Genomic DNA, 17,156 nt, shown 5'->3' with positions numbered 1-17,156 from the left:
TAAGCTCAGCCCCTTTCCTCTTTGTTTGCTGTATCTGCCTGCTCCGCACTTTCTGCGGATTCTTTTGCCTCTGTTTTGACCGCTTTTTTCTCTTCTGGAGTTTCTTTATCTTCGTTATCTTCTCTCGGCAGCAAAGCGACTTTCAGGACTTCGTCCATGTGCTTGACCGGCACGAATTCGAGTTTGTCGCGCACGGGCTTCGGGATGTCCTCGATGTCGCGGACATTTTCCTGCGGCAGGATGATGGTCTTCATGCCCTCGCGGTAAGCTGCGAGCACCTTTTCCTTGAGGCCGCCAATCGGCAGGACGTTGCCGCGCAGGGTGATTTCCCCTGTCATGGCGACATCGCTGCGGACTTTGCGGCCCGTCAGGGCCGAGATCATGGCCGTGGCCATCGTGATGCCGGCCGACGGACCGTCTTTCGGCACGGCGCCTTCCGGTAAATGGATGTGGATATCATCTTTTTCGTAGAAATCTTCGGGCAGGCCGAGTTTGTCGGCACGGCTGCGGATGTAGGAAAGTCCGGCCTGCGCCGATTCCTGCATGACGTCGCCGAGCTGGCCCGTGAGGATGAGTTTGCCCTTGCCCTTGAGGACTGTGACTTCGGTCGGCAGGATGTCGCCGCCGACTTCAGTCCAGGCCATACCCGTGACCACGCCGACCTGCGGCTCCTTCTCGGCCTTCGTCTCGAGGTATTTGAGACGGCCGAGGAAGTCCGGCAGATTGTGCTTCGTCACGCGGATGGGCCTGTCTGCACCTTCGACGATTTTGCGTGCGGCCTTGCGGCAGACCTGGCCAATCAGGCGTTCGAGCTCGCGCACACCCGACTCGCGCGTGTAGTACTCGATGATTTCCTGCAGTACGCCCGCGCCAAAGTGGACATCTTTGCCCGTCAGGCCGTTTTCTTCACGCTGGCGCGCGACGAGATAGCGCTTGGCAATTTCGAGTTTCTCGTATTCCGTGTAGCTCGAAAGCGTGATGATTTCCATGCGGTCGCGCAGCGGACGCGGAATATTGCCGAGGTCATTGGCCGTGACAATCCAGAAGACCTTCGAAAGGTCAAACGGGATATCGATGAAATGGTCGCTGAACGTCTTGTTCTGAGCGGGGTCGAGGACCTCAAGAAGCGCCGACGACGGGTCGCCGTGGTAATCCATCGAGAGTTTGTCGACCTCATCCAACAGAAAGACCGGATTGCGCGTGCCCGCGTTGCGGATGCCTTCGATGATGCGGCCCGGCATGGCCCCGACATACGTGCGGCGGTGGCCGCGGATTTCGGCTTCATCGCGCACGCCGCCGAGCGAGGCGCGGATGAATTTGCGCCCCGTGGCTCTCGCGACAGAGGCTGCCAGCGACGTCTTGCCGACGCCCGGCGGACCGACGAGGCAGAGAATCGGCGCACTCTTGTCTTTTGCCAGCTGATGCACGGCGAGGAAGTCGAGGATGCGGTCCTTAACTTTCTTCAGGCCGTAATGGTCATGGTCGAGGATTTTCGCGGCCTTCTCAATGCTGACGGTATCTTTCGATTCCTTTTCCCACGGCAGCTCCAAGAGCCATTCGACATAATTGCGGATGACGCTTGTCTCCGTGTTCATGCTGTTCATGCTCTCAAGGCGATGCAGCTCGCGCTCCACGGCCTTCTTGACTTCGTCCGGATATTTGCCCTCGCTTAGTTTTTCGCGGTAAAGCTCGATGTCCGAGGCCATGTCGTCCTTGTCGCCGAGTTCCTTGCGAATGACCTTCATCTGTTCGCGCAGATAATAGTCGCGCTGCATCTTGTCCATCTTCTGGCGGACCTTGACGTTGATTTTCTGCTCCATGTGCAGGATTTCGAGCTCGCGCGCGAGGACCTCGTAGAGTTTCTTCAGGCGTTCCTTGACATCGATGCAGTCAATGAGCTCCTGACGCACCTCGAGCTTGAGGTTCAAATGGCTCGCGATGAGGTCAGCCAGACGGCCGGCATCGTCGATGATGGCAACGGAGACCAATGTCTCCTCCGGAATCTTCCTCGAAATCTTGACCCATTCTTCAAATTCGTGGATGACCGCACGCGTCGCGGCTTCCATCGGCAGGGATGTATCAATCGGGTCCGTGTAGACCTCGACATCGACCTCGTCGTAATCATCCAGGGAACGGTATTCCTCGATGGCCGCGCGTTTTTCGCCCTCGACGAGCACGCGGACGGTGCCTCCCGGCATCTTGATGAGCTGGCTGATGGAGACGACCGTGCCAATCGGGTAAATATCCTCGCGCTTCGGGTCATCCTGGTCGGCATCGCGCTGCGCCGTCAGCATAATGCGGCGGTCGCCGACCATGGCTTTTTCGAGAGCCGCGAGCGACCGTTCACGGCCGACGTCGAGATGAATGATCATATAGGGAAATACCACCATGCCGCGCAGCGGCAAAAGCGGCAATGTCTTCTTTTCCGGCATATCTTTCCCTCCTTTAACAAATAAATCTATATAAAATACAAGGCGCTGCCTTGGCAGCGCCTTGCTAAAATCCGCCTCAGGCAGATTCTTCTTTTCCGTCCTTGCTCTTGGCCTTCGCCTTTTCGTCGATGGTCAGGATCGGATCTTTCTTGGATGTGACGACATCCTTCGTCACCCGGCAGGCCGTCACGCCTTCAATCGAGGGGACTTCATACATGACATTGCGCATGATGCCCTCGATGATGGAGCGCAGGCCGCGGGCCCCTGTCTTGCGCTTCAGTGCCTCTTTGGCAATCTGGCGCAGGGCGTCGTCGTCAAACGTCAGCTTGACTCCGTCGAGTTCGAGGAGCTTCTGATACTGCTTGACGAGAGCGTTCTTCGGCTGGGTCAGGATGTTCACGAGTGCGTTTTCATCGAGCGCGTCGAGTGTCACGACGACAGGCAGACGGCCGATGAACTCCGGAATCAGACCGCTTTTTAAGAGGTCCTCCGGCAGCACTTTGCGCAGCGTATCACCGATGCTCTTCTGGCGCTTCGACTTAATCGGCGCACCAAAGCCCATCTGTTTCTGACCGAGACGCGACTCGATGATCTTGTCGATGCCGTCAAAGGCACCGCCGCAGATAAAGAGGATATTCGTCGTATCGATCTGGATGAGCTCCTGATGCGGATGCTTGCGGCCGCCCTGCGGCGGTACGGAAGCCGTCGTTCCTTCGAGAATCTTCAAGAGCGCCTGCTGGACGCCCTCGCCCGACACATCGCGTGTGATGGACGGATTCTCGGATTTGCGCGCAATCTTATCGATTTCATCGATGTAGATGATGCCGCGCTCGGCCTTCTCGACATCGTAGTCGGCGGCCTGAATGAGCTTCAACAGGATATTCTCAACGTCTTCGCCGACATAACCGGCTTCCGTCAGCGCCGTCGCGTCCGCGATGGCAAACGGCACGTTGAGGATACGTGCGAGCGACTGCGCCAAAAGCGTCTTGCCGCTGCCCGTCGGGCCAATCATGAGAATGTTGGATTTTGCAAGTTCCACATCCTCCGCTGCTTTGCCCTGTCCCATATTGATGCGTTTATAATGGTTGTAGACAGCCACGGACAAGGTCTTTTTGGCCTCGTCCTGTCCAATGACGTACTGGTCAAGGATTGCACGGATGTCCTTCGGTTTTGGGACGTCCTTGAGCTCGACCTCGACATCGTCGTTGAATTCCTCTTCGATGATTTCGTTGCAGAGCTCGATGCATTCATCACAGATGTAAACACCAGGACCGGCTACCAGCTTGCGCACCTGGTCCTGCGTCTTGCCGCAGAACGAGCACTTGAGCTGGCCTTTTTCATCCCCAAACTTCAACATGACCTCACCTCTTACGCCTTGGCTTCTGACTTCTTACCCTTCTTGGAAGAGCCTGCCGGACGAGTGATCACTTCGTCGACGAGGCCATAAGCCTTGGCTTCTGCAGCCGTCATGAAGTTATCGCGTTCCGTATCGGCAACGACCGTCTCGCGGTCCTTGCCCGTCGACTCTACGAGGATATCGTTGATGACTTCACGGATGCGCTGAATCTCGCGCGCCTGAATCTGGATATCCGTCGACTGGCCCTGTGCGCCGCCGAGCGGCTGATGAATCATGATGCGGGCATTCGGCAGCGCATAGCGCTTGCCTTTGGCACCTGCCGTAAGGAGCAGTGCGCCCATGCTCGCAGCCTGACCAATGCAAATCGTCGAAACATCCGGCTTGATGTACTGCATCGTATCATAGATAGCCAGACCTGCCGTGACGACACCGCCCGGGCTGTTGATGTACAGATGGATGTCCTTGTCCGGATCTTCGGATTCAAGGAACAAGAGCTGCGCAACGACCGTATTGGCGACAGCGTCGTCAATCGGCCCGCCCAAAAAGATGATGCGGTCCTTTAAAAGACGCGAATAGATATCATACGCGCGCTCACCCGTGTTGGAACGCTCTACGACCATTGGTACATAACTCATAGGTATACCCCCATATCAGGGCGATTATTCAGCGATGTTGTCGATGATGAACTGTGCCGTCTTCTTGCGGAGTACGGATGCAGCCAGATCGCCGATGCGGCCCTGTTCTTTGATGATTTTCTGGACCTGCTGCGGCGTAGCGCCATAAGCAGCTGCCATAGCAGCGACCTCAGCATCCAGATCTTTACCTTCTACTTTAATGTTCTCAGCTTTGGCAACTTCCTCGAGCATGAGATCCGTCTTGACGTTCTTCTCAGCCGTCTCGCGATACTGCTCGCGGATCTTGGCGATGTCCGTGCCGGCGTACTGCAGGTACTGCTCGAGCTTCATGCCCTGCTGCTCAAGGCGCATAGCCATTTCCTGAATCATGGCCGTTACGCGGTTGTCGATCATGACAGCCGGGATGTCAACCGTGATGTTGTTCGTAGCCATCTCGATGGCAGCGCTCTTCTGGTCGTTCTCAGCCGTGCGCTCTGCATTCTCTTCGAGGTTCTTGCGGATGTCAGCCTTGAGCTCATCAAGAGTCTGGAACTTGCTGACTTTCTTAGCGAGTTCGTCATCGATAGCCGGCAGCTCTTTCGTCTTGATGCTGCGGATCGTGCATTTGAACGTAGCGTCTTTGCCAGCGAGCTCTTTGGCATGGTACTCTTCCGGGAACTTGACGTTGACGTCACGCTCTTCACCGATCTTAGCGCCGATGAGCTGATCCTCAAAGCCCGGGATGAAGCTCTTGGAACCAATCTGCAGCGGATAATCCTTGCCTTCGCCGCCGTCGAAAGCTTCGCCATCGACAAAACCCTTGAAATCGAGCGTCGTGAAGTCGCCGTCTTTGACTTCTGCACCTTCCGGAGCGTCAACGAGCTTGCCCTGACGGTCCTGGAACGTCTTGAGCTGTTTCTCAACATCCTCATCCGTGATGTTGACGGCAGCCTTCTCTACTTTAAGGCCCTTGTATTCGCCGAGTTTAACTTCCGGACGCGGCGTAACCGTAGCCTTGAAGACGAGGTCCTTGCCCTCTTCGAGCGTAACGATGTCAACATTCGGACGCGTTACCGGCTCGATCTTCTGCTCATCAAAAGCATTGTTGAGGGCCTTCGGAGCAACGATATCGAAAGCTTCCTGCAGGACAGCATCCTTGCCAACGTGACGCTCAACGATCATGCGCGGAGCCTTGCCCTTGCGGAAACCCGGGATATTGACGCGGTTTGCAAGGCGCTTGCAAGCCTGCTCAACGGCCTTGTTGACTTCTGCTGCCTCGACTTCAATCGTCAGAGTGACCTGCTGGTTCTCTCCATTTTCTACCGTAACTTTCATTGTGTAAAATGACCTCCTGTATCATTTAATTGCATATTGATTGGCCAGTTCCGGCTTGGTCAGCCACAAAAACATGCCATATGGATTTTATCATAACATAAAGTGCGCAGAAATACAAGGATTTCTGCGCACTTGCGGCTCATAAAGTCAAAAAATCAATATTTTACTGTATAAAGATTGACGCAGAGCTTATTTGAGCAAATCCGTCATGCGCGTGAGCGGCTGGGTAAGGTCCATGTGGCCGCCGAGGGTTTCGACTTTTTTGCCCTCGATGAGGATCTGGACTTGCTTGACTTCCGGGAATTCCGTCAGGGTGTCGACGATGGAGCCGACGAGCATGGTCTCACCGGTCGAGCCGCCGACGAAGTTCTTTTTGAGTTCCTGCGAGAAGTCAACCGTGGCCGTGCCGTTCTCGACTTTGACGCTCTTGAGTTTGGCCTGTTTTGGGATGATGTTCGTCTGGCCCTTCTCCGTCGTGCCTTCCATCAGGGATTCCATGGCTGCCGTGTATTTTTCCTGCTGGTCGAGCGTTACCGTGCGCTTGACGGCGATGAGCTTCGTGCCCTGGTCGTTCGGGTAATAGACCTTGATCGTGAGTTTCTGGTCTTTCTTCTGCGCGCCCGAAGACGAGCTTGCCGAGCTTGCCGGCGCCGTGTTTTCTGCCTGCACGGACGAGGACGAGCCATTGTCGGCTGCTCCTTTGCCGTTCGAGTTGCCGCCACAGCCCGCCACGACGACGAGAGCGAGAATGGCAATGCCCATCAGCATATACCGCAAATACTTTTTCATTCTGCTTCATCTCCTATTCTGTTTCGATTGCATCCGTAGCATTATTCAGCATCATTCGCTGTTATTAGTTATTGTAGGAAGAATTCTGCGTTGTAAGCAACTTTTCCTGCTGATTTTGCTCAGTTGCCGCTGAAATAACGGCCGATGGCACGCGCGATAGCTGTCGCGAGCTTCATCTGGTACTGGCTGTTGGCGAGCAGCTGTTCTTCGTGCGGGTTCGTGATGAAGGCGAGTTCGGCAAGTGTGGCCGGCATGCTCGAATGCTTGATGACGTAGAAGTTTGCCGTCTTGACGCCGCGGTTGAACAGGCCTTCGGCCTTGTCGAGTTCCTCGTTGACGAGTGTCGCGAGACGTTCGCCCTTGGAAGAACCTGCATAATAGTACGTCTCCATGCCGTTTGAAGCCGGATTCGAGAAGGCGTTGCAGTGAATCGAGACGAAGATTTCTGCACCCGGCGTGTATTCGCCGACGTTGACGCGGGCCTGCAGCTCCTGACGGTCCGTCGCGAACGGGCCGTAGACATCGCGGTCGCTGTCACGCGTCATCGTGACGCGCGCGCCGGAATTCTCGAGAATCGTGCGCAGGTCCTTCGAGACGCCGAGGGTAACCGAGGCTTCCGTCACGCCCGTCGGACCGACGGCACCCGTATCGCTGCCGCCGTGGCCCGGGTCGATGACGATGGAATGACCCTGAACGCCGTCAACACGCTCAGACGAGCTGTTTACACCGCCCGAGGCGAAGAGGTCAATGACAAGGCGGTACGGTTTTTTCGCCTTGCGGTCGGCCGGCTCGGCATGGACGGCATAGCTGCCGTCAAGCACCGGATTCGCACAGTCGATGAGCACCTGCGTATGACGCGCTTCGAGCTCATGGATATGGACGCCCTTGGAAAGCTTGCTCTTGGGCGCGTAGTTCGCCTTGAGTTTGCCCGGCACCGTATTCGAGAGGTCGATGACGAGCTGCTTCTGCAGGTAAGGACGCGTCGTGACATCGTACGTCACGTTGTCGCGGTCCATGCCGATTTCGATGCGCAGGGCCTTGCGGCCGTCGACCGTCGTCTCATACGACTGGAAATAATTGAGGCTGTGCACGGCCTCGCGTTTGGCAGCTTCGGTGTTCTGCGGCATGAAGAGAGCCGCAAACGAAATGAGCATAGCAAATACCGCTGCTATGCGGCATATTCTGCTGAACAAAAAGAGTTCCTCCTTAAACGTTAGAAACGGGATATCGGGAATTTCGTCAATCATCAATAATCGTCAGTAATTGTCAATCGTCTTTGAGCAGGTCAAGTGCTTCCTGCTCGGCTTTTTCCGTGGTTTCTTTGTCATAAGTGATGTCGAGGCGCAGGTAGTCGCCCTCGCCGACGCCCTCCGGCAGATAACTCTTGGGGAAATTGACTTTCTTCATATTGTCGTCTTCGCCGAGATAAAGTACGGCGAGGTCGCCTTCAAAGCGGTCAACATAGGCGGAAATCGTCATTGTGCGTCACCTTCCTCTGCCTTGATGCTGTAATCCTTGCCATTCGTCGTCACAGTAATCGTGCCGTTCTTGTCGGTCTCGTAGACTTTGCCCTTATAGGTCTGTCCCTTGTCGTTCTTGACGAGCTTTGTCTTCTTCTGCGAGCCGTCGCGGCGGTCTGTGTAGGTGCTCTTGCCGAGATAGCGCGCGAGCACGTCCGTGTGCGGATGGCCGTAATCGTTGTTCACGCCGCAGGAAATCAGGACAGCGTCAGGCCAGACGGCCTTGAGGTACGGCACGGAAGAGCCCGTGCTGCTGCCGTGGTGCGGGGACTTCAAAATCGTGCTCTTGAGGTCCGCTGCATTCGTCTTTAAGAGCTGTTCCTCGACCGGCTGCTCGGCATCGCCCGTGAACAGCATCGAGAAGTCGCCGTAGATGAGCTTGCCGACAACGGATTCGTTGTTCGGGTCATGCTTGTAGCCCTTCTGACTGCCCTTGTCGATGAGCTCCTGCGTCGGATAGAACACCTTGAACGAAACGCCGCCGCCAAAATCGAGCACATCGCCGGCCTTGAGTGCCTGACGCTTGATACCCTTGGCTTTGAGCTGTTTCATGTAGCCGAGATAAACCTTGGACGTGGACGGCTGGCCGTTGTCGTAGACCTCGCCGACCTGATAATCCTTTAAAAGCACGTCCATGCCGCCGATGTGGTCGGCATGAGGATGCGTCAGGATGACCTTGTCGATTTTCTTGACGCCGGCCTTGTCGAGCTCGCGCTTGAATTTGTCGCGTTCATCGACATCACTCGTATCGATGAGCACCGTCTGCTCGGCTGTCTGAATGAGAATCGAATCCCCCTGTCCGACGTTGAGCATCTTGATCGTGACATCCTTGCCCGCCTGTGCCGTTGACGAAGACTTCGCACTGGCCGCCGATGAAGAAGACGAGGACGAGGATGACGTCTGGCTGCCGCAGCCGGCGAGGACCGCCACAGCCAGCATGACGATGCCAAGAATCATGCCAATTTTCTTTCTCAAAATCGTTCCCCCTAAACCAAATAAACCAAATTTCTTTATGTACTAAAATGCTGCTCAGGCTTTTGCAGGAGCATCAGAGCAGATACTGCTGGATGCCGGCAGCCACACCGTTGTCGTCGACGGACGGCACGACGTGGTCGGCGATTTCCTTGAGCTGCGGCCGCGCGTTGCCCATGACAAGGCTCGTGCCGACCGTCTCCATCATCTCGATATCGTTGAGCCCGTCGCCAAAGGCAAAGCTGTCTTTGACGGGGATGCCGAGATACGACAGGGCATGCAGAATGCCCGAGCCTTTCGTTACATCCGCTGCATAGAGCTCCATATTCTTCTTATGGTACGGGTCCATGAGGCCCGTAAGCCCCGGCCATGCGAGAAGTTTGTCAAAGAGGCCGTGGCCGCCCGCATCCTCCGACGCAAACTCCATCTTGGCCACATCGATTTTCTTGAGGTCGTAATGGCGCACGAATTTTGTCACGTCGACATCGATGCTGCGGTAAAAGTTTTCCGTGAGCTTGTACTCGGGCTTCAGATAGACATTCTGCGTGCCCTCGAGAATGTATTCGACATCGTGCTCCTCGGAAAGTGCGGTGATCTCCTCGACCGTCTTTTTCGGCAGCGGCTGCTTGTAGACGACTTTGTCGCCGAGCAGCACGACTGCGCCGTTCATGAGCACATAGCCGTCGAACAGCCCTTCCTGTGTGAGCTCCGGGTCAAGATATACATAGGGCCGGCCGCTCGCGATGAACGTGCAGTTTCCCGCTGCGCGCAGGGCGCGGATGGCCTTTTTGACGGGCTCCGCGATATGCGTCTGCCCCGTCATGATGTTGATGAGCGTGCCGTCGATATCGAAGAACACGGCTTTTTTATGTTTGTTCTGTTTGTTCTGCTCGTTCTGCTGTTCCACAGACATTCCCCCTAAATCCCCAAAAGAACGATAAAAATATCAGGACTTCCGATAATAAATGACACAGCGCGCCAGCGTCAGGACGAACCAGATGGCAAATGTCACGATGAAAATCAAGTCAAACGTCGACATGTTGTCAAAGTCCGTCGCATAAAAGATGTAGACGGCTGCAATGCCAATCATGATGTCCATCGGCTTGATGGCCTGCTTGAGCCAGCTGTTCGGCCCCCCGGCCTGCGGCTGATTTGTGCGCTTCGGCAGATTTTTATTCATATGATTCTTAGACAAATGAAAAACCCCAATCTCTAGTGTATTCTTGTTTCTATACTACTCGAGATTGGAGTCGGATTCAAGTGTTTTGGAACCTCGATGAAAAATCCGTTACATGAAATTTTATGGCTTAACGGTACTCAAGGTCGCGCGTGCCGCGGCGGATTTCCTCCGAAACCGGCAGGCTCGCCTCATAGCGGCGCACGATGACCGAAGTCGTCAGGACACCGGCGAGAAGCACGATGGCGACGAGCAGGATGACGCGGGCCGTCGAGTTGTCGCTGTCCTCATCACCCGAGAACAGGCCGCCGAGCCCCTGCTGGACACTGTCGAGTGCCGGGCCAAAGCTCTGGATGGCGTTGTACGTGTTGTAAGCCTGAGCAAAGGTGTTCCAGCCTGCGACACCGAGATTCGACAGCGACTTGTCGCGGGCAAAGGCAATCCACGACTGAATCGTGATGAAAATGCCCGAGCCAATGAGCGGCACGATGATCATGAGGTAGATGAGGTTCATCATGACACCGAGCATCGCGGGCGGCAGATAGCCCGTGCTCACGGCGATGTAGCCGACGACTACGGCGTAGACAAACGTAAAGCCCGCAGCCGACTGGATGGCACCGCACCAGGCGAGCAGGCGAATCCAGCCGCCGACAGCCTTTGATTCGGCCCAAACGCGGCCGACATTGCGCGCATTGAGAAAACTGATGACGAGGTTGACGCCAAGGACAAGAATCAGCATCAGCATAAGTATCACTCCTTTTAAAATCTAGCTTAAAGTATAAGCGGCGATTCTGAAAAGTAAAGGAAAGCCCCTGAAATAATGAGCTTTCCTTCCCCTTTATTTTTCAATTTTATGTTTCAGTCTTCACGGTTTCACGACTCTGCGTCATGGTCAGCAGCAAGCGTCCGGACCATCGTATCGTGCACGAGCTTTGCATAGGCCTCCGTGCCCTGGTCATTCGGGTGGATGCCGTCTCCCGACAGCCAGTCCGGATGCTGGGCAATCAGGCTGTACCAGTCGACAATCGTGACATTCGGATGTTCCTGAACCATGTTCGCGAGGTAATCGTTGTTCGTCTGCTGCCACGAGAGTTCCGGACAGTAGACATTGACCCAGAAGATATGGCGGTCGGGGCCGAGATACTCTAAGAGAGCACGCGTCTGGACTTCGTATTTCTCGTAGCCGGCAATCGGGCCGTTCGTGCCGAGCGCGATGACGACGTTTTTGCCGAGACGTCCCTGTGCATCGAGTTCCTTCGCCGCGTCCAGGCCGCCGCCGACATAGCGCGAGACCTCGGCGTCGATGTAGCAGCCCGGCAGCACCTTGCGCAGATCCCCCGAGGAACCGAGCATGACGGAGTCGCCGATGCAGGCCACGCCCGAAAGGTCGACATTGGCGTCATCGACATTGCCATCGGCTGCTGCAGGAGCAGTCTGAGCTGCGGCCGCATCATTTGCCTGCTGCTCTTCAGCCTTGTTGGCCGCGAGTCTTGCCTGCAGCTCTCCGGTATCGCTGACTTTCTGCTCAGCGGAGACGACGACAGCATGGCTGCCAAAGCCCATAAATGTCAGCCCCGGCACCGTAAAGGCCAGCAGAAAAGCGCAGGCCATGGCCACATGATGGCCGTTGAAGGCCGGCAGGCGGCGCGTCGTGATGACACTCGCAAGGGCGTCCGACCAGATGGTCAGGAGCAGAATGGCGGCGATTTCGAGTACGGCGTAATACGGCAGCTGAATCCAGCCCATCTTCGCGAAGAGGTAAATGACCGGATACTGCCAAAGATAAATGCCGTAGCTCCGCTTGCCGAACCAGCCGAGCCATTTAAGCGCGGGACTCTCGAGCATCGTGCCGATGAGCAGGCGGCTGTCAGCCGTCAGCAGCAAAAGCAGGCAGAAGACAACGGTCATGAGCAGCATGCCGCCCTGATACGTGAAGGAATTCTGCCCGTCCAGCAGGAAGTACGAGGCAATCGTCACGCCGAGCAGCAGAGGCCAGCCAAGATAACAGAGCACGGTCTGCCACGAAGAGAGACGCCCCGCGGGCCTGTCGACCCACCAAAGGCCGAGCACGGCACCGAAGAGCAGCGCGTAAATACGCGTATCCGTACCATAATAAAGACGCGTGACGTCCATATTTGGCTCATACATCAGCGGCATAACGGCGGCCGAGCCGAGAGCCAGCACCGCCATGACGGCCAGTCCTGCCCTGCGCCCGACAAGAATATCAAGAAATGCGTAAAGGGCAAACAGCACCGGCCAGATGAGGTAATACTGCAGCTCGATGCCCATGAACCATAGATGCGTAAACGGCGAGGCATTCGTCAGGCGCGTGAAATAATCGGCGTTCTGCGCAATCTGCCACCAGTTGTTGTAACCAAAGACGATGGAGAAAAACTCCGGCCGGACGGCTGCCACGGCCTTCGGCAGGACAAACGAGAAAATACCAATCGTCGTCAAAAGCACGATTAAAAGCGACGGATAGATGCGCTTGATGCGCTTCCAGTAATAATTTTTGACGCGGAAACGGTGTTCAAGCCAGCTTCTCTTGCTCGTATAGGCAAGCAAAAAGCCCGTGAGCACGAAGAAAAGCGAGACGCCGAGATAGCCGCCGGGCAGTCCGTCCGGAAACATGTGAAACAGCGTGACACCGACAATTGCCAGCGTGCGCAGTACATCGAGTCCCTCAATATGCTTCCTGCCGGCTGTTGGCCTCCCAAATAAAGCCACTAAAATCAACCCCTATTATCTATCATATCTATTAGCATCTTATGTCATTTATTTTTCTTTATTGTGAAAATTTTCTGCGCACTTGTTTTCGTGCGCCTTCACACATATAATTTATAATATAGAATACTATGAGAGAAAAAGCAAGCCGCAAAATGAAAAACAAGCAAGAAAACGCGAACGAACATCTATTATAATAGGAAGGAACAACAACGCACGATGATACAGTTCGGAAAATCCCGGAAAAAGGAACGAAACAACCTGTTGAAGAAAATCATGCTCTTCTGCACGGCAGGCCTGCTGCTGCCTGCTGCTGCCCTTGCCGCAGAAATTCCGGCAGACTCCCCTGCCCTTCATTACGAAGGCCGCTGGCAGGCGGAAAAAGACGGCAGCCGCGCCGCGGCGCAGGGAGCCGTCTATATCGAAGCAGATTTCACCGGCACGGAAGTCAGCGCCAAACTGCACGACGAGAAAAACCGCTGGCTTATCACGATTGACGGTCAGCAGCCGAAAAAAATCCGTGCCGCGCAGGGCCAGCCAACTCTGCTCGCCAAAAATCTGCCCGACGGACGCCATACCCTGCGCCTTGAACGCGCGACCGAAGGCCTGTACGGCATCAGCCATTTTGACGGCCTTGTCACCGACTCGACTGACTCGACTGACTCGACTGACTTAACCGATTTAACCGACTCAAGCGGCTCAGCTGTTGCCAAAGCAGCACCAGCGGCAAAGTCAATTTTCCCGGCTTTATCGCCAAATCCCCGTCTCAGCACGACGAAAAAAATGCGCCTTGAATTTATCGGCGACTCCATCACGGCCGGTTTCCGCAACGACGGCAAAAAGCACGGCAAAAATGACGCCGACATTGAAGACGGCTCCATGTCCTTTGCCCCGCAGCTCGCGCGCCTGCTCCACGCCGACTACAGCGTGCTCGCCAAATCCGGCGAGGGCGTCGTGCACAACTGGGGCGCCGCGTGGCCCGACAAGGGGCTCCATACCGCAGAACGATACCGCTGGACCTTCTTTGGCGGCAGAAAAGTCAAGGAAAATACTCTCTGGCAAAGTGAAAAGCTCCCCGTCGATGCCGTCATCATCGCCATGGGTACAAATGACTTCAGCGACAAAAAGCGCCGCCCCTATCATCAGGAATACGTCAAAGCTTATCTTGACCTCATTCATACCGTACACGAAATGAATCCCAAAGCTCCGCTTATCTGCCTGGAGCCCGTACCGAGCATGATTACGCCGCTCGCTGGCCTCTGGATTGCAGAAGCCAGCCAAAAGGCCGCGGCCGAGGGCCTGCCTGTCACCTATATTCCCCTCAATATCCCGCAGCCCCTGCTGCAGGCCGAAGATTTCGTCGGCGACGGCACGCATCCTACCAAAGCAGGCTCTGCCAAGCTCGCGGCCTTCCTTGCCCCACAAATCACAAAAATTCTTTTCCCCTGAACAAATTGACAAACGAATTGGAAACAAACAAAATCCCTGATTCCGCCTTTCAATCTTTCAATTGAATGGAATCAGGGATTTTTGTTGGAGAAAAGAGGTTTTATTTGACCTGAATCTGCTTGTCAGCAGCCTTGTCGGAAATCTTTTCTTCCGTGCTCAGCAGGTCTTTGGCAGCGGCAAGCTGCATGTCCACCTGCTTGTACGAGGTGCCGCCGAGCGAATTGCGGTTTTTGACGCAGGTCTCGGGGCTGATGGCTTCCTTGATGTCCTCACCAAAGAGCGGCGAGAGCTTCTTGAAGTCTTCAAGACTCATGTCCTCGAGGTAGATGCCCTTCTCGATGCAGTCATGCACGGCCTGTCCGGAAACGGCATGGGCCTTTCTAAACGGCATGCCCTTCTTGACGAGGTAGTCGGCGAGGTCCGTCGCGTTGGAGAAATCCTCCGTGACGGCCTTTTTCATGACGTCCTTGCGGACTTTCATGCCGCGGATCAGCTGGGCATAGACAGCGAGGCTGAACTTGACGGTGTCAATGGCATCGAAAATGCCTTCCTTGTCTTCCTGCAGATCCTTGTTGTACGCCAGCGGCAGGCCTTTGACTGTCGTCAGCATGGCCATGAGATGGCCGATGACGCGGCCCGTCTTGCCGCGAACGAGCTCGGAGACATCCGGGTTTTTCTTCTGCGGCATCATCGACGAACCCGTGCAGTGGGCATCGTCGAGCTCGACGAAGTGGAACTCGCGGCTGCACCAGAGAATGGTCTCCTCCGACAGACGCGACAGATGGACCATGAGGATGGACGCGGCAGCGAGGAACTCCATGATGTAGTCGCGGTCGCTGACGGCATCCATGCTGTTCGTGTAGATATTCTCGAAGTTGAGCTGTTTCTGCACAAACTCGCGGTCAATCGGGAACGTCGTGCCGGCAAGGGCACCCGCGCCTAAAGGCATGATGTCCGCGCGCTTGTAAACGCCTTCAAAGCGGGCAAAGTCACGCGAGAGCATGCCAAAGTACGCGAGCAGATGATGCGAAAACAGGATTGGCTGCGCACGCTGCAGGTGCGTATAGCCCGGCATGATGACATCGCTGTACTTCTCGGCCGTTTCGACGAGTGCGCGCTGCAGATTTTCGATTTCCTTCTGCACGGCGACGACTTCGCGGCGGATGTACATGTGCGTGTCAAGCGCGACCTGGTCGTTGCGGCTGCGCGCCGTGTGCAGGCGGCCGCCTGCTTCGCCAATGGCGTCGGTCAGGCGTTTCTCGATGTTCATATGGATATCTTCGAGGTCGACAGAGAATTTGAAATTGCCCTCTTCAATCTGCTTCAGGATATCCTTGAGGCCGGCAATGATCTTGTCGCGGTCCTCTTCGCTGATGATGCCGCATTTAGCGAGCATCGTCGCATGCGCGATAGAACCGGCGATATCCTCGTGGTACATGCGCTTATCGAAATTGATGGAGGCCTGAAACTCGTTGATCATTTCATCCGTAGATTTGGAGAAACGGCCTCCCCACATAGCCTTGCTCATTACTTATTCTTCTCCTGCATCAGGGCACGTACCTTGAGCGGCAGGCCAAAGAGGTTGATGAAGCCCGTAGCATCGGCCTGGTTGTAAACATCGTCATGCTCGAACGTGACATATTCCTTGCTGTAGAGGGAATACGGGCTCTTGGAGCCAGCGGAGATGATGCTGCCCTTGTAGAGTTTGAGCTTAACCGTACCCGTAACCGTCTGCTGCGTGCTGTCGACGAAAGCAGCGAGAGCTTCGCGCAGCTGGCAGAACCACATGCCGTCATAGACGAGCTCGCCGTAACGGATGGCAACGTGCTGCTTGAAGTGGTACGTCATGCGGTCGAGGCAGAGATACTCGAGTTCACGGTGAGCATAGTAAAGGATAGCTCCGCCCGGGTTCTCATAGACGCCGCGGGATTTCATGCCGACCAGACGGTTCTCGCAGAGGTCCGTGATGCCAACGCCGTTGCGTGCACCGATTTCGTTGAGCTTCGTCAGGAGTTCAACAGCACCAAGTTTCTCGCCGTTGACAGCGACCGGCTCGCCCTTCTCAAAGTCAACCGTGACGTATTCCGGTTTGTCCGGAGCATCCTTCGGAGCCTTCGAAATCAGGAACATGCTGTCATGCGGCTCGTTGGCCGGGTCCTCGAGGTCTGCACCTTCATGCGAAAGATGCCAGATGTTGCGGTCCATCGAGTACGTCTTAGCACCCGTGGAGATAGGAATATTGTGCTTCTTTGCATATTCGAGCTCTGCAGAACGGGAGTCGAGGTCCCACTCACGCCACGGAGCGATGATTTTCATGTTCGGAGCCAGTGCCTTGACCGTCAGTTCGAAACGGACCTGATCGTTGCCTTTGCCCGTTGCACCGTGAGCAATGGCGTCAGCGCCCTCTTTCTTAGCGATTTCGACGAGCTTCTTAGCGATGACCGGACGTGCAAACGACGTGCCGAGCAGGTACTTATCTTCGTAAACAGCACCAGCTTTGAGCGTCGGCCAAACGTACTCTTTCAGGAATTCTTCCTTGAGGTCTGCGATGTAGACCTTCGAAGCACCGGATGCCAGTGCCTTGTCATGGACGACATCGAGCTCATCGCCCTGACCGACATCGGCGCAGCAGGCAATGACTTCGCAGCCATCATAATGCTCTTTGAGCCAAGGGATGATAACGGAGGTATCGAGACCGCCGGAATATGCGAGTACGACTTTGTTGACTTTAGCCATGATAATAACCTCTTTTCCTATATCTCCTTCCCCATATCTACTATATTAAGG

At 55.4% G+C, this 17,156-nt stretch carries 15 protein-coding genes; 1 reads left to right on the top strand and 14 read right to left on the bottom strand.

Annotated elements, in window-relative coordinates; all coding sequences use genetic code 11:
* Window positions 1-5 precede the first annotated feature (5 nt).
* The 12 genes from lon to ACE419_RS03415 form a co-directional block, all read right to left on the bottom strand.
* A complete protein-coding gene (gene lon, locus ACE419_RS03470) occupies window positions 6-2,432 on the bottom strand; it encodes an endopeptidase La (protein ID WP_435721018.1) in 2,427 nt (808 codons plus the stop codon).
* Between the two features lie 76 nt (window positions 2,433-2,508).
* Complete coding sequence (gene clpX / locus ACE419_RS03465) at window positions 2,509-3,789, bottom strand: ATP-dependent Clp protease ATP-binding subunit ClpX (RefSeq protein WP_432647965.1); 1,281 nt, start codon at window positions 3,787-3,789, stop codon at window positions 2,509-2,511.
* 11 nt (window positions 3,790-3,800) lie between these two features.
* Entirely contained in the window at window positions 3,801-4,424 is a 624-nt protein-coding gene (gene clpP / locus ACE419_RS03460) for an ATP-dependent Clp endopeptidase proteolytic subunit ClpP (protein ID WP_432647966.1), read from the bottom strand.
* Between the two features lie 24 nt (window positions 4,425-4,448).
* Window positions 4,449-5,738 carry a trigger factor gene (tig, locus tag ACE419_RS03455; protein WP_432647967.1) on the bottom strand — a complete coding sequence of 430 codons (1,290 nt, stop codon included), beginning with the start codon at window positions 5,736-5,738 and terminating at the stop codon, window positions 4,449-4,451.
* Between the two features lie 189 nt (window positions 5,739-5,927).
* A complete protein-coding gene (locus ACE419_RS03450; protein WP_435721017.1) occupies window positions 5,928-6,527 on the bottom strand; it encodes a GerMN domain-containing protein in 600 nt (199 codons plus the stop codon).
* Window positions 6,528-6,646: 119 nt separating this feature from the next.
* Window positions 6,647-7,720 (bottom strand): N-acetylmuramoyl-L-alanine amidase family protein, encoded by a 1,074-nt coding sequence (locus ACE419_RS03445; protein WP_435721016.1) that lies wholly within the window; start codon window positions 7,718-7,720, stop codon window positions 6,647-6,649.
* A gap of 73 nt (window positions 7,721-7,793) precedes the next feature.
* Window positions 7,794-8,006, bottom strand: a complete 213-nt coding sequence (locus tag ACE419_RS03440) for a DUF3006 domain-containing protein (protein WP_435721015.1) — start codon at window positions 8,004-8,006, stop codon at window positions 7,794-7,796.
* Window positions 8,003-9,004 (bottom strand): ComEC/Rec2 family competence protein, encoded by a 1,002-nt coding sequence (locus tag ACE419_RS03435; protein WP_435721244.1) that lies wholly within the window; start codon window positions 9,002-9,004, stop codon window positions 8,003-8,005. Before ACE419_RS03435 ends, ACE419_RS03440 begins: the two co-directional genes overlap by 4 nt.
* Before the next feature lie 91 nt (window positions 9,005-9,095).
* A complete protein-coding gene (locus tag ACE419_RS03430) occupies window positions 9,096-9,926 on the bottom strand; it encodes an HAD family hydrolase (protein WP_435721014.1) in 831 nt (276 codons plus the stop codon).
* 39 nt (window positions 9,927-9,965) lie between these two features.
* Window positions 9,966-10,214 carry a hypothetical protein gene (locus tag ACE419_RS03425; RefSeq protein ID WP_432648110.1) on the bottom strand — a complete coding sequence of 83 codons (249 nt, stop codon included), beginning with the start codon at window positions 10,212-10,214 and terminating at the stop codon, window positions 9,966-9,968.
* 112 nt (window positions 10,215-10,326) lie between these two features.
* Window positions 10,327-10,941: a hypothetical protein gene (locus ACE419_RS03420; protein ID WP_435721013.1), complete on the bottom strand. Its 615-nt coding sequence runs from the start codon at window positions 10,939-10,941 to the stop codon at window positions 10,327-10,329.
* Between the two features lie 128 nt (window positions 10,942-11,069).
* Window positions 11,070-12,923: an acyltransferase family protein gene (locus ACE419_RS03415; RefSeq protein WP_435721011.1), complete on the bottom strand. Its 1,854-nt coding sequence runs from the start codon at window positions 12,921-12,923 to the stop codon at window positions 11,070-11,072.
* A 261-nt stretch (window positions 12,924-13,184) separates the two neighbouring features.
* Here ACE419_RS03415 and ACE419_RS03410 point away from each other — a divergent pair, with 261 nt between their 5' ends.
* Entirely contained in the window at window positions 13,185-14,369 is a 1,185-nt protein-coding gene (locus ACE419_RS03410) for an SGNH/GDSL hydrolase family protein (RefSeq protein ID WP_435721009.1), read from the top strand.
* Window positions 14,370-14,469: 100 nt separating this feature from the next.
* Here ACE419_RS03410 and argH read toward each other — a convergent pair whose 3' ends face one another.
* Complete coding sequence (gene argH / locus ACE419_RS03405) at window positions 14,470-15,897, bottom strand: argininosuccinate lyase (protein ID WP_435721007.1); 1,428 nt, start codon at window positions 15,895-15,897, stop codon at window positions 14,470-14,472.
* The gene (locus tag ACE419_RS03400) at window positions 15,897-17,105 is read right to left on the bottom strand and encodes an argininosuccinate synthase (RefSeq protein WP_435721005.1); all 1,209 of its coding nucleotides are present in this window, start codon (window positions 17,103-17,105) and stop codon (window positions 15,897-15,899) included. Before ACE419_RS03400 ends, argH begins: the two co-directional genes overlap by 1 nt.
* Window positions 17,106-17,156 lie beyond the last annotated feature (51 nt).

Origin of the sequence: Mitsuokella apri (assembly GCF_047974105.1) — a bacterium.
GTDB lineage: Bacteria > Bacillota > Negativicutes > Selenomonadales > Selenomonadaceae > Mitsuokella.
This window is presented reverse-complemented; position numbering and strand designations above follow the sequence as displayed.